This is a genomic window from uncultured Methanobrevibacter sp., assembly GCF_900316895.1.
Lineage (GTDB): Archaea > Methanobacteriota > Methanobacteria > Methanobacteriales > Methanobacteriaceae > Methanocatella.
Map to the genome: position 1 here is coordinate 14,776 of NZ_ONER01000002.1, position 15,927 is coordinate 30,702.

Consider the following 15,927-nt stretch of genomic DNA (forward strand, 5'->3'; position numbering starts at 1 on the left):
TACTATTAATTTATATTTTATTATACATGCTATAAATAACTAATTTAACAAAAAAGATTATATTCAAAAAAATTGTCATGAACTCTTAAAAAAAGAAAAAAGCAAGGAAAATAATATTCCTTGTATTAGTTCAATTACTGCATTTGCAGAAAGCATGAAAATGTTCAGTGAAATCACTCAGTTGGGCACTTCAGGAACATTTCCATATCCTGATGCATTGAGTTTCACTTCCATTGGCGGAATTACTACCTCTTTACCAGTCATTTGATGGGTTTCTGGATTGCGTTCGATTTTAAAGGTATTACTATTATAGTTTTGTGTCCAGACAAGATCGTTGAGGATTTGTTTGCCGTCTTTGAATGCTTTGGTCTGCATATCATTACAATAAGAAGTGATATAGCTTGCCCTGGTGTTATTGTCCTTGATTTTTTCCGCCTGTGCGATTACCTTACTCATTCCAGAGAACATGTTGCTTTCCGCTTCATGCCAGTACGCTTGAACAGGCTCACCATAGATTTTATAGTTTTCCGATCCCACACATCGAGTGCAAAGATCCTTAAAGACATAATATGGATATTTATTTGAGTCAAACACTCCACTTTCATTTGCAGACTGATTAGCGACATAAGGCTCGCTGACATTTATACAGTCATTGGATAGTGGCACATACACTCCATAAACTGGCGGACCGCAACTGATCCAACTGACACATGACATTTCTGCTGGAAGATTCGGGAACACCTGTATCATATGAGCACTTAATGTTGTATCACTTCCAATCACTCTCATATCTACTCTACCGGTCTCATCAGGCGAATATTTCGTTCCCTCATATCTATTGCGATAAATTTGAGAGACATCTTCTATTGAAACTTTCTCATCCGGTGAAAAACAGAGCGGATACAGGGAATTATGACTGTAGATTGAACTGAATTTTGAAGGCGCCAGAATATGGTGTCCAATCCATGTCCTCATATGAGAGTAATCAACAGTAGTCTGCTTTCCGGAATATGTATCAAACAAGTTAATTTCATTATTCTTACCATGCACGGCGAAGCCCTTTTCTTCCGCAAGAGAAATTAAATCCTTAGATGTGATATTATCTTCATAGTCTGACAAGTACTCTAAAGAAAACTCATTGCCAAAGACTGACACCTTATCTGCCGGCAATTTCACTGCAGCATACTGATGTCCTGTATATATCTCAACATACCATACCTCGTTCTGATCAGCAATTATTGCAATATCGGAGCCGCTGCTTCCATACTTGTCAACGAGTCCCAAAAGAGTTTCTACAGCTTCTCTAGCTGTTTTGCTCTGGCAAACAACAAGATCTGTTGCAGTAAATTCACAAATACCCTCTTTCACTAGCGGGTCCGCTTGCAATGAAGCATTGTTTGGAAAGGCCGTAACGGACATGGTCATGGCTACACCATATTCGTTTGTGCATGTAGCCGCATCATGGACACCCTCATTGCGTACTACTGTACTGTTCATAAATGGTGTCGCAGTGTAGTGATAAGTGGTTGCCGGAATCTCGGTCTTTACCTTTCCATCCGGACTTACAGGCATCAAGCGACCCGGTTCGTTCTCCACCCTTGGAGTCACAGTGATATGATTTCCAAAAACCCCCTGAAGGTCATTTGATCTTGCAACAATTATTGAGCCGTCGGCACTGACATCCTGACCTACATATACTGCGGTACATGCTGAGCAGGCCTGCATACTGCACACAAGCAGTATACACAAAACTAAAAACATCAATTTTTTGGGGAAATATTTAAAATTGAACATGAAAATTCTCCTTAAACAAATCGTGTGTGTTTCTTTATTCTATGAAAAAATATTTGATAAAGTTATTTTATTATTCATAAAAACTATTATATTTGTAAAATATGTTTAAACCTTTATCATCGAGTATATAAATATATAACTATTATTATTATCCATAAACACTTTAAACTGCCGTTAAACCTAATCTAAAAACACAACTAAGCCGATATAAAATAAAAAAGAAAAAAAGAAATTAATAAATGATTTTAATAGTCAAAAACTGATTTTCATCGGCCGCATCCTGAAAAGTATCGATGATATCCCCATCAACTTCACCTGCATTGACCAGTTCAATTTCACATTCAATTTCTGTGAGACAGTCATATAATGCATCAAGATTTTTTCCATAGTAATCAGGCAAATTCAAAGCTTCCTTCAAATAGTCATGCCCCTCTTTTTTTATTAAATTGCCGTCTAATTGCATTTTAAACCTCTTTGAATGTATTATAGTGGTCGTCAGTATAATAAACCTTATAGTCACCGGTATTGTATACTATCCTTTCGGCACCGCGCTGTGTTCCATTTGCATTTATATCGCATTCTATGTATTTGGAATCGCTGTCAGGAAGCACATGCTGCCTGTTGGTGAATCTATCTCCGCCAATACTCTTTCCCGGAGCATATTTCTTAAGGGGTCCCCCATGCCAGCCAAGGCTTTGAGCTTCCTTTTTTGTTATATAGTTGCTTGGAAGCTTGTGAAACTCCTTAATGTATGCTGAAACCTCTTCAACTGTACAGTACTGTCCGTCTTCAACAACATTGACATCGCCTGCCTTATCATTACCGAAATTCAGGAAATCAAAAAATCCTGCACTGACAACTGAAATGCTTATGAAAGCGATGAACAATGCTATGATTAAAAATAACTTTTTATTCATATAATCAACTCAATATATTCTTTGATTGCTTCTTTATAACTTCGAAGTGGCTTGAATCCTTTTTCAACCCAATTCTTATTTTTCAAAACAGAATAACTTGGCCTTGGAGCGGGCCTTGCAAACTCAGATGCTGTCACCGGAACCACATTAATGTCCTTTTGTGCAACTTCAAAAATGTATCTTGCAAACTCACACCATGAACAGCTTCCGGAATTTGTCAAATGGTATATTCCATAATAATCCGTTTCGATTAGCTCGGAAATACCAAAAGCCAAATCTGGAGTGTATGTCGGTGTTCCGACTTCATCATAAACGACAGTTATTTCTGAATGGCTTTTGGCCAATTCAAGCATTGTCTTTGGGAAATTCTTACCGTTGATTCCATATAGCCATGCTGTCCTTATAATGAAATATTCATCTAAAATTTCCTGTATGGCCAGTTCTCCTTCGAGTTTGCTCTTACCATAAACACTAATTGGGCCAATTTCCCCATCTTCTGCAATAGGTTCTCTTGCAGTTCCATCAAACACGTAATCAGTGCTTATATGAACAAGTGGACAGTCAACTTCCCTGCATGCCAGAGCCAGATTTCTAACACCCTCTCCATTGACGGCATATGCAAGGTCACGGTTTTCCTCGCAACCGTCAACATCGGTATATGCAGCAGCATTGATAACAATGTCCGGCTTTGCATCGCAAACAAATTCGATTGTATGATTTTTATCTGTAATGTCCAATGTTTTAGAATTTGTCAAAATTAATTCATGATTTTCCAAAACATTGATTAAATCATGGCCCAACATTCCGTTAGAGCCTGTTATTAGAATTTTCATATTATCACTTAAAAATTTAATATTAGTTTTTATATATGTTTGAAGTAATATTAATTAATAATGGAGTTGGAATTATGAAAGTATGTATTATTGGTCAAGGCTACATTGGACTACCAACAGCCGCATTATTCGCTCGTAACCACTGTGAAGTGGTAGGTGTCGACATATCAGAAGAGATGATAAAAAATCTGAATAAGGGAATTATCCACATCGAAGAGCCTGGAATATCCGACATCATCAAAAAAGCTGTTGAACTAAAAGTGTATAAAGCAAGCCTAACTCCACAAAAAGCCGATGCTTTCATAATTACCGTGCCAACACCATACATAGTTGAAAACTACAGCTGCGATTTGAGCTATGTAATAACTGCATGTGAATCAATTCTGCCTTACCTTGAAAAAGGAAATACTGTAATCATCGAATCCACAATAGCTCCTATGTCAACAGATGAGACAATAAAGCCTATCTTTGAAAAGGCAGGATTTACAATTGGAAAAGACTTGTACCTTGCGCATTGCCCTGAAAGAGTGCTTCCAGGAAGGATCATTGAAGAATTAATACACAATGACCGCATAATTGGTGGAGTTACACCAGAATGTGCCAAAAAGGCTTGTGAAGTTTACGGGCAGTTTGTTGAAGGAAACTTGATGCTAACAGAAGCAAAAACCGCAGAACTTTCAAAATGTATGGAAAATACATTCAGGGATGTTAACATTGCTCTTGCAAATGAACTTGCTAAAATTTGCACTGAAATCGGTGTAAATGCACTTGATGTTATTGAAATGGCAAACAAACATCCAAGAGTCAACCTGCACTCACCAGGTCCGGGTGTTGGAGGACATTGCCTTGCAATAGACCCTTACTTTATTTATGCAAAGGCACCTGAGCAGGCAAAAATCATTAAACTGGCACGTGACACCAATAATTCCATGCCTGATTTTGTTGTTGAAAATACTAAAAAAATTATTCAAAAGGGTAAAATAGCCATATTGGGCGTTTCCTATAAGGGCAATACCGGAGATGACAGGGAAAGTCCGGCTTATGAAATAATTGCCAAATTAAGCAGCAATTATGAAATAGCTATACATGACCCTCACATTACCAATCCCGATTTCGTCAGTCTGGATGAGGCGACAAAAGATGCGGATCTGATTTTAGTGCTATGTGACCATGACGAATTCAAAAACCTGGATTATGATTTGATAACTAAAAATATGACTAATCCGATAATATTTGATACAAAAAATATAATAAAAGAAGTTCCAAACGAAATTAAATTATATAATTACGGGAACTTATACAAATTGAATTAAAAATTAATTGATTGGTCTGGTTGTATTTGATGGCCATTCCATGCTTTTTGACTACTCCATTCTTCAGATGGTGATTCCCAAAATACATCATTGGCTTTTAAACCTAAAGGTAAAAATACTGTACAGCATGCATAAAGACTGCCTGTATCAATGTTATCTTCACAGATTTCTATTTGTGACGCATTCAATCCACAAATCAACCATCCTTCAGAGTTAAAGTTTTGATTACCTTCAAATTGCCTTTTAATAACCTTTGTAAGTGCACATCTGACCTGTGCAGGTGAAATGTTTCTTGGTAAAATTTTCAGTAAGGCGGCTTGTGAAAGCAAGTGGAAAATGCCACAGCGATAAGATAAAGCTTTACCTAAAAGCGGATATGTTCCTTCAGGAGAAATCATTCTTTCAAGTTGAGAGGACAATCTTGAGGATCTCATTAACTGCACATCCAAAAATTCCCCATCCCTAAGACTATACTTTCTCATTACGCGCAAGATATCATTGAGCATAGGATGTATAACTAAACTGTTAAAATAACCCACCTCAAAATCTGTGCCGTCAGAGTAAATTGCATCTCCAATGTAGAATTCATCTCTAAATTTGGATACAGCATAAGTCAATCTCTCCATATCACATTCCCCTGTGAATTCTAAAAGAGCCGCTTCAATCATAGAAGTGTATAATAACCAATGATTTTCAAAAGGTGCTATAATCCTTGTATTTTTGAATTCGCGGATTATTCTGGCTTGAACATCCATCGGTAAATTAAGCCAAATTTGATTTTTAGCTCTGAGTAATCCTTGAGCAAATAAAGCAACATCAACTAAAGATTGTTTAGGTTCTACAACAAAGATATAATCATTGCTATTTGTACTAACAGCATTTCTAATGGACTGTAAAGTTAAACGAATATATTTCTCACGAACTTTACCTTCTTCAGAAATATCAGGCCCCAATTCCAACCAAGGAGCGATACCATTAAAAACACGAGCAAAAGCTTCAAGATAAGAAAACTTCTGTCCTTCAGAAGTGTTTGATTCAAAAGGCATTGTTTTTCTAAGTGACCCCTTTGACAGATTATTAAGGACAGGAAATGCTATTTTTTGTAATGTTGAAACCCAAAAAATCCTATCTTCCCAAACAGGAGCTTCTTCCTCGATTATTTGAGGTTCTTCTTCTTTTTTGAATCTTTTAAAAAATGAGTTGCTCATAATTTATATTCTGTCAAACATTATATATAAATATTAAAAAGGGTTTATATATTTTGATTAATATAAATAATTATCATTACTAAGAGGTTAGAAATATGCCAACAATGTCAGAAAAAATATTAGCTAGGGCTTCAGGAAAAGAGAGTGTAGAAGCTGGAGATATTATTATAGCAAATATTGATATAGCAATGACCCATGATTTAACAGGGCCTCTTTCTGTTGAGTCTTTTGAAAAGATTGGTGCTGAAAAGGTATGGGATTCCTCAAAAATTGTTATTCCATTTGACCATCAAGTGCCTGCCGATTCAATAGATTCCGCCAATAATCATATTTTAATGAGAGAATTCGTTAAAAAACATGATATTAAGCATTTTTATGATGTTAATGCAGGTGTCTGTCATCAAATTTTACCTGAAAAAGGTCATGTGGTGCCCGGAGACGTTATTGTAGGTGCCGATTCACATACCTGTACTCATGGTGCATTGGGTGCATTCGCAACAGGTATCGGTTCAACCGATATGGCTATGGTGTTTGCTGAAGGTAATTTATGGTTCAAGGTGCCTGAAACAAACAGATTCAATATTACCGGTGAGTTAAAGGACAATGTATATGCCAAGGATGTTATTTTACATATTATCGGTGAAATGGGTGCAGACGGATCCACATACAAGGCCTGTGAATTTGCAGGAGAGACCATCTCAGACATGACCGTTTCAGACAGAATGGTTCTATGCAATATGGCAATTGAGATGGGTGGAAAAACAGGTTTGGTGGAACCGGATGAAAAAACTATCAATTACGTTGAAAAACGTTCCGATAAGCCTTACAAAGTGTTCAAGACTGATTTGGACTCATCTTCACTTAATATAATTGATGTTGACGTTAATGATTTGGAGCCTCAGATAGCCTGTCCTCACAATGTTGATAACGTAAAGCCAATCAGTGAGGTGGACGTAGAGATTGACCAGGTATTTTTAGGTTCATGTACCAACGGCCGAATCAGCGATTTGAGGGATGCCGCAAAGATTTTAAAAGGCAATAAAATAGCTAACGGCACCAGAATGCTAGTCATACCTGCATCCAAAGAAGTTTACTCAAAAGCGTTGGACGAAGGATTAATTAGAATATTCGTTGATGCAGGAGCTCTTGTATCCGCTCCATGCTGTGGCCCGTGTCTTGGAGGTCATACCGGAATTATAGGACCTGATGAAGTGAGCCTTTCCACATCCAACAGAAACTTTAAGGGAAGGCAGGGAAGTCCTGATGGAAAAGTTTATTTATCCTCTGCTGCTGTTGCTGCGGCTTCAGCAATTGAAGGAAGAATTGTGGCACCGGAGTGATTATATGAAAGGAACAGCTTGGAAATTTGGAAATGATATAGACACTGACATTATAGTTCCCGGAAGATACTTAATTTATACTGATGAGGAAAGATTATCACAGCATTGTATGGAAGGACTTGATGCTGACTTCAATAAGAAATGCAAAAAAGGAGACTTTATCGTAGCTGGAACAAATTTCGGATGCGGCTCTTCAAGAGAACATGCCCCAATTGCACTTAAGGGTGTTGGCGTGTCAGCCGTGATTGCGGAATCATTTGCAAGAATCTTTTATAGAAATGCTACTAATGTAGGGGTTCCTCTTCTTGAAGCTCCCGGAATTACAGAACTCGTGGAAAATGGAGATGAAATTGAAGTGGATATGGACGAAGGAACCATTACTACTTCAGATGGTGAAAAGATCACATTTAAAAAATTGCCTCCATTCATGTTAGAAATTTTAAATCAAGGTGGTTTAATTGAATACCTCAGAAACAAAAGATAAATATCAGATTGCAGTCGTTCCAGGTGATGGAATCGGCAAAGAGGTTATGAAAGCAACATTGGATGTTTTAGATGCATTGGATATTGATTTTGAATATGTCTATGGAGATGCAGGAGACGAATGCCTTGAAAAGACAGGCACCGCACTGCCAAAAGAGACTTTAGATATCATTAGAGAAGCTGATGCATGCCTATTTGGTGCAGCTGGTGAAACTGCAGCTGACGTTATCGTTAAAATACGTCAGGAAATGAAAATGTTCGCTAATTTAAGACCTGTTAAAGCTTATCCTAATACTAACTCATTATTTGACAACATTGACTTTATGATCGTGCGTGAAAATACTGAAGGAATGTACATTGCCGATGAGGAATCATACACTGATGAAGGGGCAATAGCAAGACGCATTATAACAAGAGAAGCGGAAAGACGCATCATTGACTATGCATTCAAATATGCAAAGGACAATGGTAAACGTAAAGTAACCGCAGTTCATAAGGCCAATGTGCTGAAAAAAACCGATGGTCTGTTTCGTGAGATTTTCTATGAAGTTGCAAAGGATTATCCTGACATTGCAACTGAGGACTTTTACGTGGATGCAACCGCAATGTATCTCATCACACAACCTGAAAGCTTTGAGGTTATCGTGACAACCAATCTTTTCGGAGACATCCTATCAGATGAAGGAGCAGGCCTTGTTGGAGGACTTGGCTTGATACCATCCGCAAATATTGGAGAGGATGGAGCATTGTTTGAACCTGTCCACGGTTCAGCGCCTGACATTGCAGGCCAGAACAAAGCCAACCCAATAGCTATGATGCTTTCAGCAATAATGATGCTTAGATATTTAGGTGAAAATAACGAAGCTGACAGATTCGAGGCTTCAATACTAAAAGTACTGAATGATGCTAATACTTTAACCGGGGATTTGGGCGGTTCAGCTACAACCGATGAATTGACCGGTGAAGTTATAAATAACTTGTAAAGGAGAAATAATAAATATGAATTTTAAAAAATTAACCAAAATGCAAATGGCAGCACTTTTTATCATATTCATTATGGTAGTAAGTGGGGTAGCAGGATTTTTACTTATCATATTCGGTGGTGCCGGATAATTAAAGAGGATTGATAAAATGGCAAGATATGAAATAGCAGCAGTAGTTGCTGAATTTAACTATGATATTACACAAATGATGTTAGAACTGGCTCAAGCAGAAGCAAAAAACAGAGGCTGTGAAATTACTAAAGTGGTTGCAGTTCCAGGCGTATTCGATATGCCTCTTGTAATCAAAAAATTATTGCAGAAAGGGGAATACGATGCAATCATTACCCTCGGTGCTGTAATTGAAGGTGCAACCGACCATGACCAAATCGTGGCACAACACGCTTCCCGTAAAATTGCTGATTTAGCACTTGAATATGATACTCCAGTGGCTTTAGGAATTACCGGTCCTGGTATGACCAGAATGGATGCTCACAGACGTGTCAAAAACGCAAAAAGTGCAGTTGAAGCAGCTATCAAAATGTGCGACAGATTAAAAGAAATCTAGTGATTAGATGGAAATACTAAAGCCTAACGAATTAAGAGAAAAGTTTAATGACCCATGGATAGCTCCATACGAAAAAGTATTGACTATGGTAGATGGGGATAAGGTGGAGCTCGTAGAGTACCATCCATGCATTTCAGGATCTCATTGGTTACTGCATCAGTACAGAAACAATTCAGAGCTCATTGATTCCGCTTACCGTGATGGAAACAAGCATGTTTACAAATGCCATGTCGGTAAGGCTCCACTTGACCTGAAAGCAAGTTTCAATGCTGCAGGAATAGATGAGATTATCGTTGATGGCGATGAGGTAAAAGTTACCCATGCAGGCCTTGCCGGAGCAGGAGTCGGAGCCGGAATGTGCAGAGGAATGGGTGAAGGTGTTAAATATGTTGAGCTTATTCAAGTTGGAGGAGGCTCAAAAGCAGGTAAAGCTACAGTTGTGACACCTAAACTTGAAAAGGTAGTTATCGGTGTTGACGATACAGACACCAAAGATGCTGGCGCTACCTGGACAATGGCTCATAATCTAGGAGTTGAACTTGCAGGAATGGGCTTTGAATACTTGGACCACATTATTGTTCAACTGTATCCTCATAATCCACACAAAACACAAAACTGTGTTTCAATTGCTCTTACTTTCGCTGTTGAAAGTGATAAAAAGCAGGATTTAATTGATAATGTTATTGAAATCCTTAAAAGAGACACATTATCTGATAAAACAGCAATTGCCATCTTGGAAGGTTTAGACATTCCGGAAAAGTTAAGAGAATATTCAATTGCTACAAAATCCGGAATGATGGACGTTGAAACTGCAGAATCTGTTGCAGAAGAATTGAACATTCCATTGATTGCGGTTACCGGTGAACAAGGTAAAGTCGGCGCTCTTGCAGCCCTAGGACTTTATGATGATGTTGAAGAAGCGGTAAAAGCTTATGAAAAAGAAATCTAGATTAATTCTAGATTTTAACTTATTTTTTTAATACTGAATTTTAAATATATGTGAAAAACAACCCCGTTGAAAAAATAAACTCGAAAAAATCAAACAGGGTCATTGATCACATAAATATTTTGTCATACGTTTTCTTTTATTTGAAAAATCTTTTTTTCAAAAAATTATTACAAATAAAAAGGCATATGTCCCACCCGCCTGCCCTAAAATAATGAAATGTTTTCCATTATCCTAAACTATGAACCTGATTACTTGAAAATGCATAATGTTTCATCCTTATTCATATCATGGTATAACTCCGCCTTGTCTTCATCAAAGTCTATAACCTGTATCATGGAATACACTTCCTCACTCAAATTAGGATTGATATCTTTCAGTATATTCGGATAATCATAGACCATGTCTCTGTTGAATTCTAATTTCTTCTCATTTTCAAACAATGCACCGTAGTATATTTCCGCTTCCACCAAATCCTGAAACATGTGGCTTCCAAAAGACAATTCCGGCATATAGCCAACTTCACTATATGCTTCCTCCAGAATTGCAGAGAAATAACTGATATCAGCAAATACAACTGGAATACCCAATTCAGGAGAAGATGTGCCTATTCTTCCGGGAACTATCAGAATAGCTGTTTTATCGTTGTTCTTGCAATAAGCATTAACATCACTGATAACCCTGGATATTGAACTTTTCTGGGCATAAGGATATTCGTAATACTTGTGCGGATCAACATAGCAAATCGTGTCAATCTTGTTTTTACGTGACATTCCCATGGAGGATTCCTTAATGTGGAAAAAGACGTTTTTGTCTTCAGGCATCTCAATGGCCTCATCATTTACTGAAACCTGAAGAGGGCGGCATTGCAATAGATTTATATTGAATGAATTGTCCTCTCCAACATTGACTGTGTATTCAATGTCGACAGGGTAATCGTATGCTGTTTGTAACGTGCTCAGGATTTCTTTCATCTCGTCGATGAACTCCTTATTCTTTACGATTCCCTCACAGTTTACGAACACTATTTCACGACGTTGTCCACGATCCCGAAACATTCTTTCAGCTTCACGGTCATGTTCGACCAAAATTCTTTTTGCATACCTTGGAATTACACCTAAACCATCATCGACAGGTATATCATGCAAAGAGATATTCTTTAAATCGATAACATCAAGATAATGCTGTGAATATCTATGCTTTTCCTTTATATCCTTTGTTAGAGTCACTTCAGGCTTATCAAGATTGATGATTCTTGGATAATCCTTTTTTGTCCTGTCAACAGCTTTTGTACCAAGACCCATTACAAGCCTCAACATTCCCTTGCTGTTGTCCATGTCCGGAAGCGGAGAATATGGGCTGTATGAAAATCCGACACCTGCAGCTGTCGGGAATAAATAGTCTCCATGATAAGAGCCAGAAACCCTTTGAACCAGAAGAGCCATCTGTTCGTCAGTGTCGTCCAAACCGTTTATTTTCCTGTATTCCAAAGCGGAAATGTTCATTGTACTTGAATATACAATCTTTACAGCCTCTTCAAAAGCGGCTAGACGTTCCTCAAGACTGCCCCTATTTACACAGAACACAGATTCGTATTTGCCCGCAAATGCATTGCCGTATCCGTCTTCAAGGAAACTACTTGATCTGACAATTATAGGGTTCTGTCCGAAGTAATCCAATATGCGTATGAATTCCTTTTTAATTCCTTCCGGGAAGCTGCCGTTTTTAAGGGCTTCCTCCAGTTCCTTACCGTATTTGTAATAACCTTCCTGTGTCCTTTGCTTTACCCTAAGGTCCCACAAGTCGTTTGTAACTATATATGTATAGAATAAATCAGAACCTATATAGAACGAATCGTCAGGCTCAAAATTGTTGTATATGTCCGGACGGTCCTTTTCGATTATTTTTCTTGCAAGCAGCATTCCACATGTCTTACCGCCCACCAATCCGCTGCCGACACGACGGTCATAAATTGTGATGTAATCCTCAAAAGTGAAGTATTCCTTGATTTTAGAAAGCATCTTTTCATCTTTCGTCATCATCAGCTCACAGATCTTATCGCATTCCTCGTCAATGTTTTTGCCTTCCTTATACTCCCTTCTAACCTGAATCATATACCTTTCCCAGCTGTCCAGGGTTCGTCCATCCTGATATTTATCCGAATTGATGGTCTTGTAGTATTTGCTGACTTCCTGGCCATCCTGAAGAACCTTGACGAATCCTGTCTGAGGGTTGAACTTGTGTCCCAGAAACATGGTCTGGGAATACCTGTTCCACACCTTCAGCGGAGAAACGTAAACCTCTTCGGGGGAATTTGAGTACACATTCAGGAACAACTGTGTAGTTTCACGAATCTTGGCTATTGCATCATAAGAATGTCTTCCACGAATGATTGGGAAATATGCCACAGTGTCCAGTTGGAACAGGAACGGACAGGTGACCTTAAAGAAATTGCCCATCATCAAATCTGTTGACCAGACCGCCTGCAGGTCACTCAGGCAGTCAAAAACATAAAATGCGTCAAAGCCTTCCTTTTCGATGATTCTGTGAACTTCAAGAGTGAATGTTTCAAACTGGTTATATGGATTTACCTGATATATCTTAATCCCGTCACGTTCTATCATGCAAAACTCAGTGTCAGGATTATCCTGTTCAATTTCAAGCAGTTCAAAATCCTTATCAGTCATTTCTATTAATGGAGGATGATTAGCAAATCGAATGTATATCAAGTTCCTGCCATCCTCCTTTGCCTGTTTCACATATGGATTGACAAAGTAGGAAAATTCATTCAAGTTTGTTACATTCCATACTACATTATCTCCCAATCGGATATTGTCCAAAGCTTCATCAAGCCCGGGAATTCCGGATTTAATTCTATCGAATGCGGCCATAATAATGTCTCCTAATATTTATTTAATTTTTTTAAACCCCAATAATCTTGAATTTTATATTTTAACAATAATCACCAATTCCTCATCAAATTAATATTGTTTGCTTGACATTGGCACTCCTGTTAACTGTGATGCTTCCATGGTCAATGCAAGCAGGTCTTGACGTTCAAGATTTTCTATATCAGTGTTTCCTGCCTGTTGGGTCAAGGAGGTCACTTCCTGAGTCATTGCCTCTATATAATTTGCAACTTGCTGACCTTTTCTTATAGGATCCAGTCTTCTTCTGAGCACCCTGTCCTGTGTGGCAATTCCTTTAGGACATATTCCTTCAGAACAGCTTTGACAGACCTTACATCCTATTGAAATTAATGCGGAAGTTGCAACATACACAGCATCTGCACCTAAAGCTATTGCCTTTGCCACATCCGCACCGGACCTTATTCCACCTGCAGCCACAAGACTGACCTCACTTCTTAAGTTTATCTCCTTAAGTGCATCATCAGCCTTTACAATTGCTTCAATTGTAGGAATTCCCGCATGTTCTGTAACCACTTCAGGTCCGGCACCGGTTCCACCCTGCATACCGTCAACTACAATTATGTCTGCGCCTGCTTTTGCTGCAATCTTTACGTCCTGTTCGACCCTACCGGATGCGAATTTTACAATAATAGGTATTTTCCAATCGGTAATTTCCCTTAACTGGTTGATTTTCATGCCTAAATCCTCAGGCCCAACAATATCCATGTGCCTTGCAGGACTTAACGCTGAGGTTCCTTCGGGAATGTTTCTGACTCTTGCCACTTCAGCAGTCACCTTATGGGAAAGCAGATGTCCGCCCATACCTGATTTTGCACCTTGACCTATTTTTATCTCAACGGCTTCGGCATTGTTCAGGTAATTGGCTGAAACTCCAAAACGGCCGGATGCATACTGGGCAATCAGCTTATCGGCATAATGCCTCTCTTCTGGAAGCATTCCCCCTTCACCTGTATTGGTTATTGTGCCCACTTTACTGCTTCCAATAGCAAGTGCTATTTTTGCCTCTTTGCTCAGTGCACCGAAAGACATTGCTCCGATCATGATTGGAGTATCGATTTCAATTGGGTTTTCAGCAAACCTGTCTCCAAGCACTACTGAAGTCTTGCAGGTTTCCCTGTATGAATCTATTGGAGGTCTTGAAACCTGTGCAGGCAATATGCTTAAATCGTCAAATGTTGGGATTTTCCTGGTCAATCCACATCCACGCACTTTATATGCTCCGCTTTGGCTTTTACGTTTTATTTCAACCATTGTTGAATTTGACCAGATTCCTCTGCCCTCATCTACAAGAGGCCTGACATATATCGCATGTGTCGGACACATCTCTTCACATATTTTACATCCTACACAGTTTTCCTGATGAATAGGCAGCGGTTCGTCATTAATTACCTCATATACGTTGTGAGGGCAATTTGAATAGCAGCTGTAACAGTTTTTACATGCTGATTTTTTAGGATTGTCACATAAATACCAGCAGCAGCCAGGCCTATCATTGTTCTGTCTACATATCTCTATCTTTCTTTCAACAGTGAATGACATCTAATTTACCCCCTCTTTTATATCTTTTAACGGTTTGAATACCGGACAGACAGAATATTTTGTTCCACCTGATTTAACGATCTCATCAATGTCTCTTGTTATTTTTGCATAAGGCTTCCAGGCCAGATCATCTTTCTTATCAACAATGAGTGCCTCGGTAACGATTTCATTTGTCAGCAGATAGTCTAAAAGTGTAGTTACAATGGAACCGTCCTGTCCCTGGCTATGTTTTAATGACCTGACAGTCAGAACTTTAATAAAGTCTCCAATCGCTTTTGAATTGTCGTTTCGTAAATTTTGAGGTGTAAAAGTTCTCGGACAAACTGCAAAACATGCGTGGCAGTCTTGAGGGCATTCACCTCTCATTATCGGTTTTGTATCATCAATTGTTATCAGATTGTCTGGACATACATATTCACATGCTCCACAGAGCACACATGCCCCGATATCAATAATATTTGACTTCAAATCTAAAAAATTAGACTCTGAGATTTCCTTATTGATTGAATCGTCTGATTTTTCCCGCTGATACAATACCGGACGAGCAAGAAATTCCTTATTTTCTATATGTTCCAGATTTTTGCTAATTTTGTTTCCTGCAAGTTTATTCAATAAATCAAATTGAAATTCTGTAAGGTCTTTTGCTTCAATGAATTTCTGTTCGATTGCCCCATTGACTATTTCCTCGCCTTTTTGGGTTCTGACTATCACTGTTGACCAGCCGTCATCTGATCCTATTGATCCTATTGAAATATCAGATGTTTCGGAAGTCAGCTCGACACATATGTTACAGTTTTTTCTTATAATCCTTTTAGCTACTGATAAAGGTATTTTCACTGTTTGCCTGTTTTTCAGCAATAAAAATACGAATCCTTTATCTATCTGGAATTTTTCAATGTCGTCCATTTTCAAATCATATTCCTCTAAAAGATTTTCAAAGTACTTATATGAAAAATTCTCCATACAAAATAAGCCCAGTTTAACATCAATAGGGCTGTCAGTATAATGCTGCAGTTTGGATGCTGCCATAATTTCACATGGTGTTCCAACCATGGCTATTCTATGTTCGCTCATTT

14 protein-coding genes are annotated in these 15,927 nt (G+C 38.3%); 6 read left to right on the forward strand and 8 right to left on the reverse strand.

The window, feature by feature from the left end:
• Window positions 1-177: 177 nt before the first annotated feature.
• The 4 genes from QZN27_RS00530 to rfbD all read right to left on the reverse strand — a co-directional run bounded on the left by QZN27_RS00530 (window position 178) and on the right by rfbD (window position 3,544).
• Entirely contained in the window at window positions 178-1,761 is a 1,584-nt protein-coding gene (locus QZN27_RS00530; protein ID WP_296782370.1) for a C69 family dipeptidase, read from the reverse strand.
• Between the two features lie 265 nt (window positions 1,762-2,026).
• Window positions 2,027-2,257 (reverse strand): barstar family protein, encoded by a 231-nt coding sequence (locus tag QZN27_RS00535; protein ID WP_296782371.1) that lies wholly within the window; start codon window positions 2,255-2,257, stop codon window positions 2,027-2,029.
• A 1-nt stretch (window position 2,258) separates the two neighbouring features.
• Complete coding sequence (locus QZN27_RS00540) at window positions 2,259-2,711, reverse strand: ribonuclease domain-containing protein (protein ID WP_296782372.1); 453 nt, start codon at window positions 2,709-2,711, stop codon at window positions 2,259-2,261.
• Window positions 2,708-3,544, reverse strand: coding sequence for a dTDP-4-dehydrorhamnose reductase (gene rfbD, locus QZN27_RS00545; protein ID WP_296782373.1), 837 nt, complete (start codon window positions 3,542-3,544; stop codon window positions 2,708-2,710). The genes QZN27_RS00540 and rfbD overlap by 4 nt, the downstream gene beginning before the upstream one ends.
• A gap of 74 nt (window positions 3,545-3,618) precedes the next feature.
• Here rfbD and QZN27_RS00550 point away from each other — a divergent pair, with 74 nt between their 5' ends.
• The gene (locus QZN27_RS00550; protein ID WP_296782375.1) at window positions 3,619-4,857 is read left to right on the forward strand and encodes a nucleotide sugar dehydrogenase; all 1,239 of its coding nucleotides are present in this window, start codon (window positions 3,619-3,621) and stop codon (window positions 4,855-4,857) included.
• Here the strand turns inward: QZN27_RS00550 and QZN27_RS00555 are convergent.
• Window positions 4,854-6,065, reverse strand: coding sequence for a DUF2264 domain-containing protein (locus QZN27_RS00555; RefSeq protein ID WP_296782376.1), 1,212 nt, complete (start codon window positions 6,063-6,065; stop codon window positions 4,854-4,856). The genes QZN27_RS00550 and QZN27_RS00555 overlap by 4 nt on opposite strands.
• Before the next feature lie 95 nt (window positions 6,066-6,160).
• On the opposite strand from QZN27_RS00555, the gene hacA reads away from it, so the two are divergent.
• From hacA to mmp11, 5 genes are all read left to right on the forward strand, one after another.
• On the forward strand, window positions 6,161-7,405 hold the full coding sequence (hacA, locus tag QZN27_RS00560; RefSeq protein ID WP_296782378.1) for a homoaconitase large subunit: 1,245 nt from the start codon (window positions 6,161-6,163) through the stop codon (window positions 7,403-7,405).
• A 4-nt stretch (window positions 7,406-7,409) separates the two neighbouring features.
• Window positions 7,410-7,889 carry a 3-isopropylmalate dehydratase small subunit gene (locus QZN27_RS00565; RefSeq protein ID WP_296782380.1) on the forward strand — a complete coding sequence of 160 codons (480 nt, stop codon included), beginning with the start codon at window positions 7,410-7,412 and terminating at the stop codon, window positions 7,887-7,889.
• Window positions 7,864-8,871: an isocitrate/isopropylmalate family dehydrogenase gene (locus tag QZN27_RS00570; protein ID WP_296782382.1), complete on the forward strand. Its 1,008-nt coding sequence runs from the start codon at window positions 7,864-7,866 to the stop codon at window positions 8,869-8,871. Before QZN27_RS00565 ends, QZN27_RS00570 begins: the two co-directional genes overlap by 26 nt.
• A gap of 148 nt (window positions 8,872-9,019) precedes the next feature.
• On the forward strand, window positions 9,020-9,436 hold the full coding sequence (ribH, locus tag QZN27_RS00575) for a 6,7-dimethyl-8-ribityllumazine synthase (protein WP_292601552.1): 417 nt from the start codon (window positions 9,020-9,022) through the stop codon (window positions 9,434-9,436).
• Between the two features lie 7 nt (window positions 9,437-9,443).
• Complete coding sequence (mmp11, locus tag QZN27_RS00580) at window positions 9,444-10,385, forward strand: methanogenesis marker protein 11 (RefSeq protein WP_296782384.1); 942 nt, start codon at window positions 9,444-9,446, stop codon at window positions 10,383-10,385.
• Window positions 10,386-10,633: 248 nt separating this feature from the next.
• Here mmp11 and QZN27_RS00585 read toward each other — a convergent pair whose 3' ends face one another.
• From QZN27_RS00585 to QZN27_RS00595, 3 genes are all read right to left on the reverse strand, one after another.
• Window positions 10,634-13,273 (reverse strand): PEP/pyruvate-binding domain-containing protein, encoded by a 2,640-nt coding sequence (locus QZN27_RS00585; protein ID WP_296782386.1) that lies wholly within the window; start codon window positions 13,271-13,273, stop codon window positions 10,634-10,636.
• Window positions 13,274-13,363: 90 nt separating this feature from the next.
• Window positions 13,364-14,851 carry a glutamate synthase-related protein gene (locus QZN27_RS00590; RefSeq protein WP_296782387.1) on the reverse strand — a complete coding sequence of 496 codons (1,488 nt, stop codon included), beginning with the start codon at window positions 14,849-14,851 and terminating at the stop codon, window positions 13,364-13,366.
• On the reverse strand, window positions 14,852-15,925 hold the full coding sequence (locus tag QZN27_RS00595; RefSeq protein WP_296782389.1) for a Coenzyme F420 hydrogenase/dehydrogenase, beta subunit C-terminal domain: 1,074 nt from the start codon (window positions 15,923-15,925) through the stop codon (window positions 14,852-14,854).
• Between the last annotated feature and the right edge of the window lie 2 nt (window positions 15,926-15,927).

Coding starts and splice junctions, on each gene's coding strand:
- QZN27_RS00540 (WP_296782372.1), bottom strand. CDS start 2,711: ATGAATAAAAAGTTATTTTTAATCATAGCATTGTTCATCGCTTTCATA.
- QZN27_RS00550 (WP_296782375.1), top strand. CDS start 3,619: ATGAAAGTATGTATTATTGGTCAAGGCTACATTGGACTACCAACAGCC.
- QZN27_RS00595 (WP_296782389.1), bottom strand. CDS start 15,925: ATGAGCGAACATAGAATAGCCATGGTTGGAACACCATGTGAAATTATG.
- ribH (WP_292601552.1), top strand. CDS start 9,020: ATGGCAAGATATGAAATAGCAGCAGTAGTTGCTGAATTTAACTATGAT.
- QZN27_RS00585 (WP_296782386.1), bottom strand. CDS start 13,273: ATGGCCGCATTCGATAGAATTAAATCCGGAATTCCCGGGCTTGATGAA.
- rfbD (WP_296782373.1), bottom strand. CDS start 3,544: ATGAAAATTCTAATAACAGGCTCTAACGGAATGTTGGGCCATGATTTA.
- QZN27_RS00535 (WP_296782371.1), bottom strand. CDS start 2,257: ATGCAATTAGACGGCAATTTAATAAAAAAAGAGGGGCATGACTATTTG.
- mmp11 (WP_296782384.1), top strand. CDS start 9,444: ATGGAAATACTAAAGCCTAACGAATTAAGAGAAAAGTTTAATGACCCA.
- QZN27_RS00555 (WP_296782376.1), bottom strand. CDS start 6,065: ATGAGCAACTCATTTTTTAAAAGATTCAAAAAAGAAGAAGAACCTCAA.
- QZN27_RS00590 (WP_296782387.1), bottom strand. CDS start 14,851: ATGTCATTCACTGTTGAAAGAAAGATAGAGATATGTAGACAGAACAAT.
- QZN27_RS00565 (WP_296782380.1), top strand. CDS start 7,410: ATGAAAGGAACAGCTTGGAAATTTGGAAATGATATAGACACTGACATT.
- QZN27_RS00530 (WP_296782370.1), bottom strand. CDS start 1,761: ATGTTTTTAGTTTTGTGTATACTGCTTGTGTGCAGTATGCAGGCCTGC.
- hacA (WP_296782378.1), top strand. CDS start 6,161: ATGCCAACAATGTCAGAAAAAATATTAGCTAGGGCTTCAGGAAAAGAG.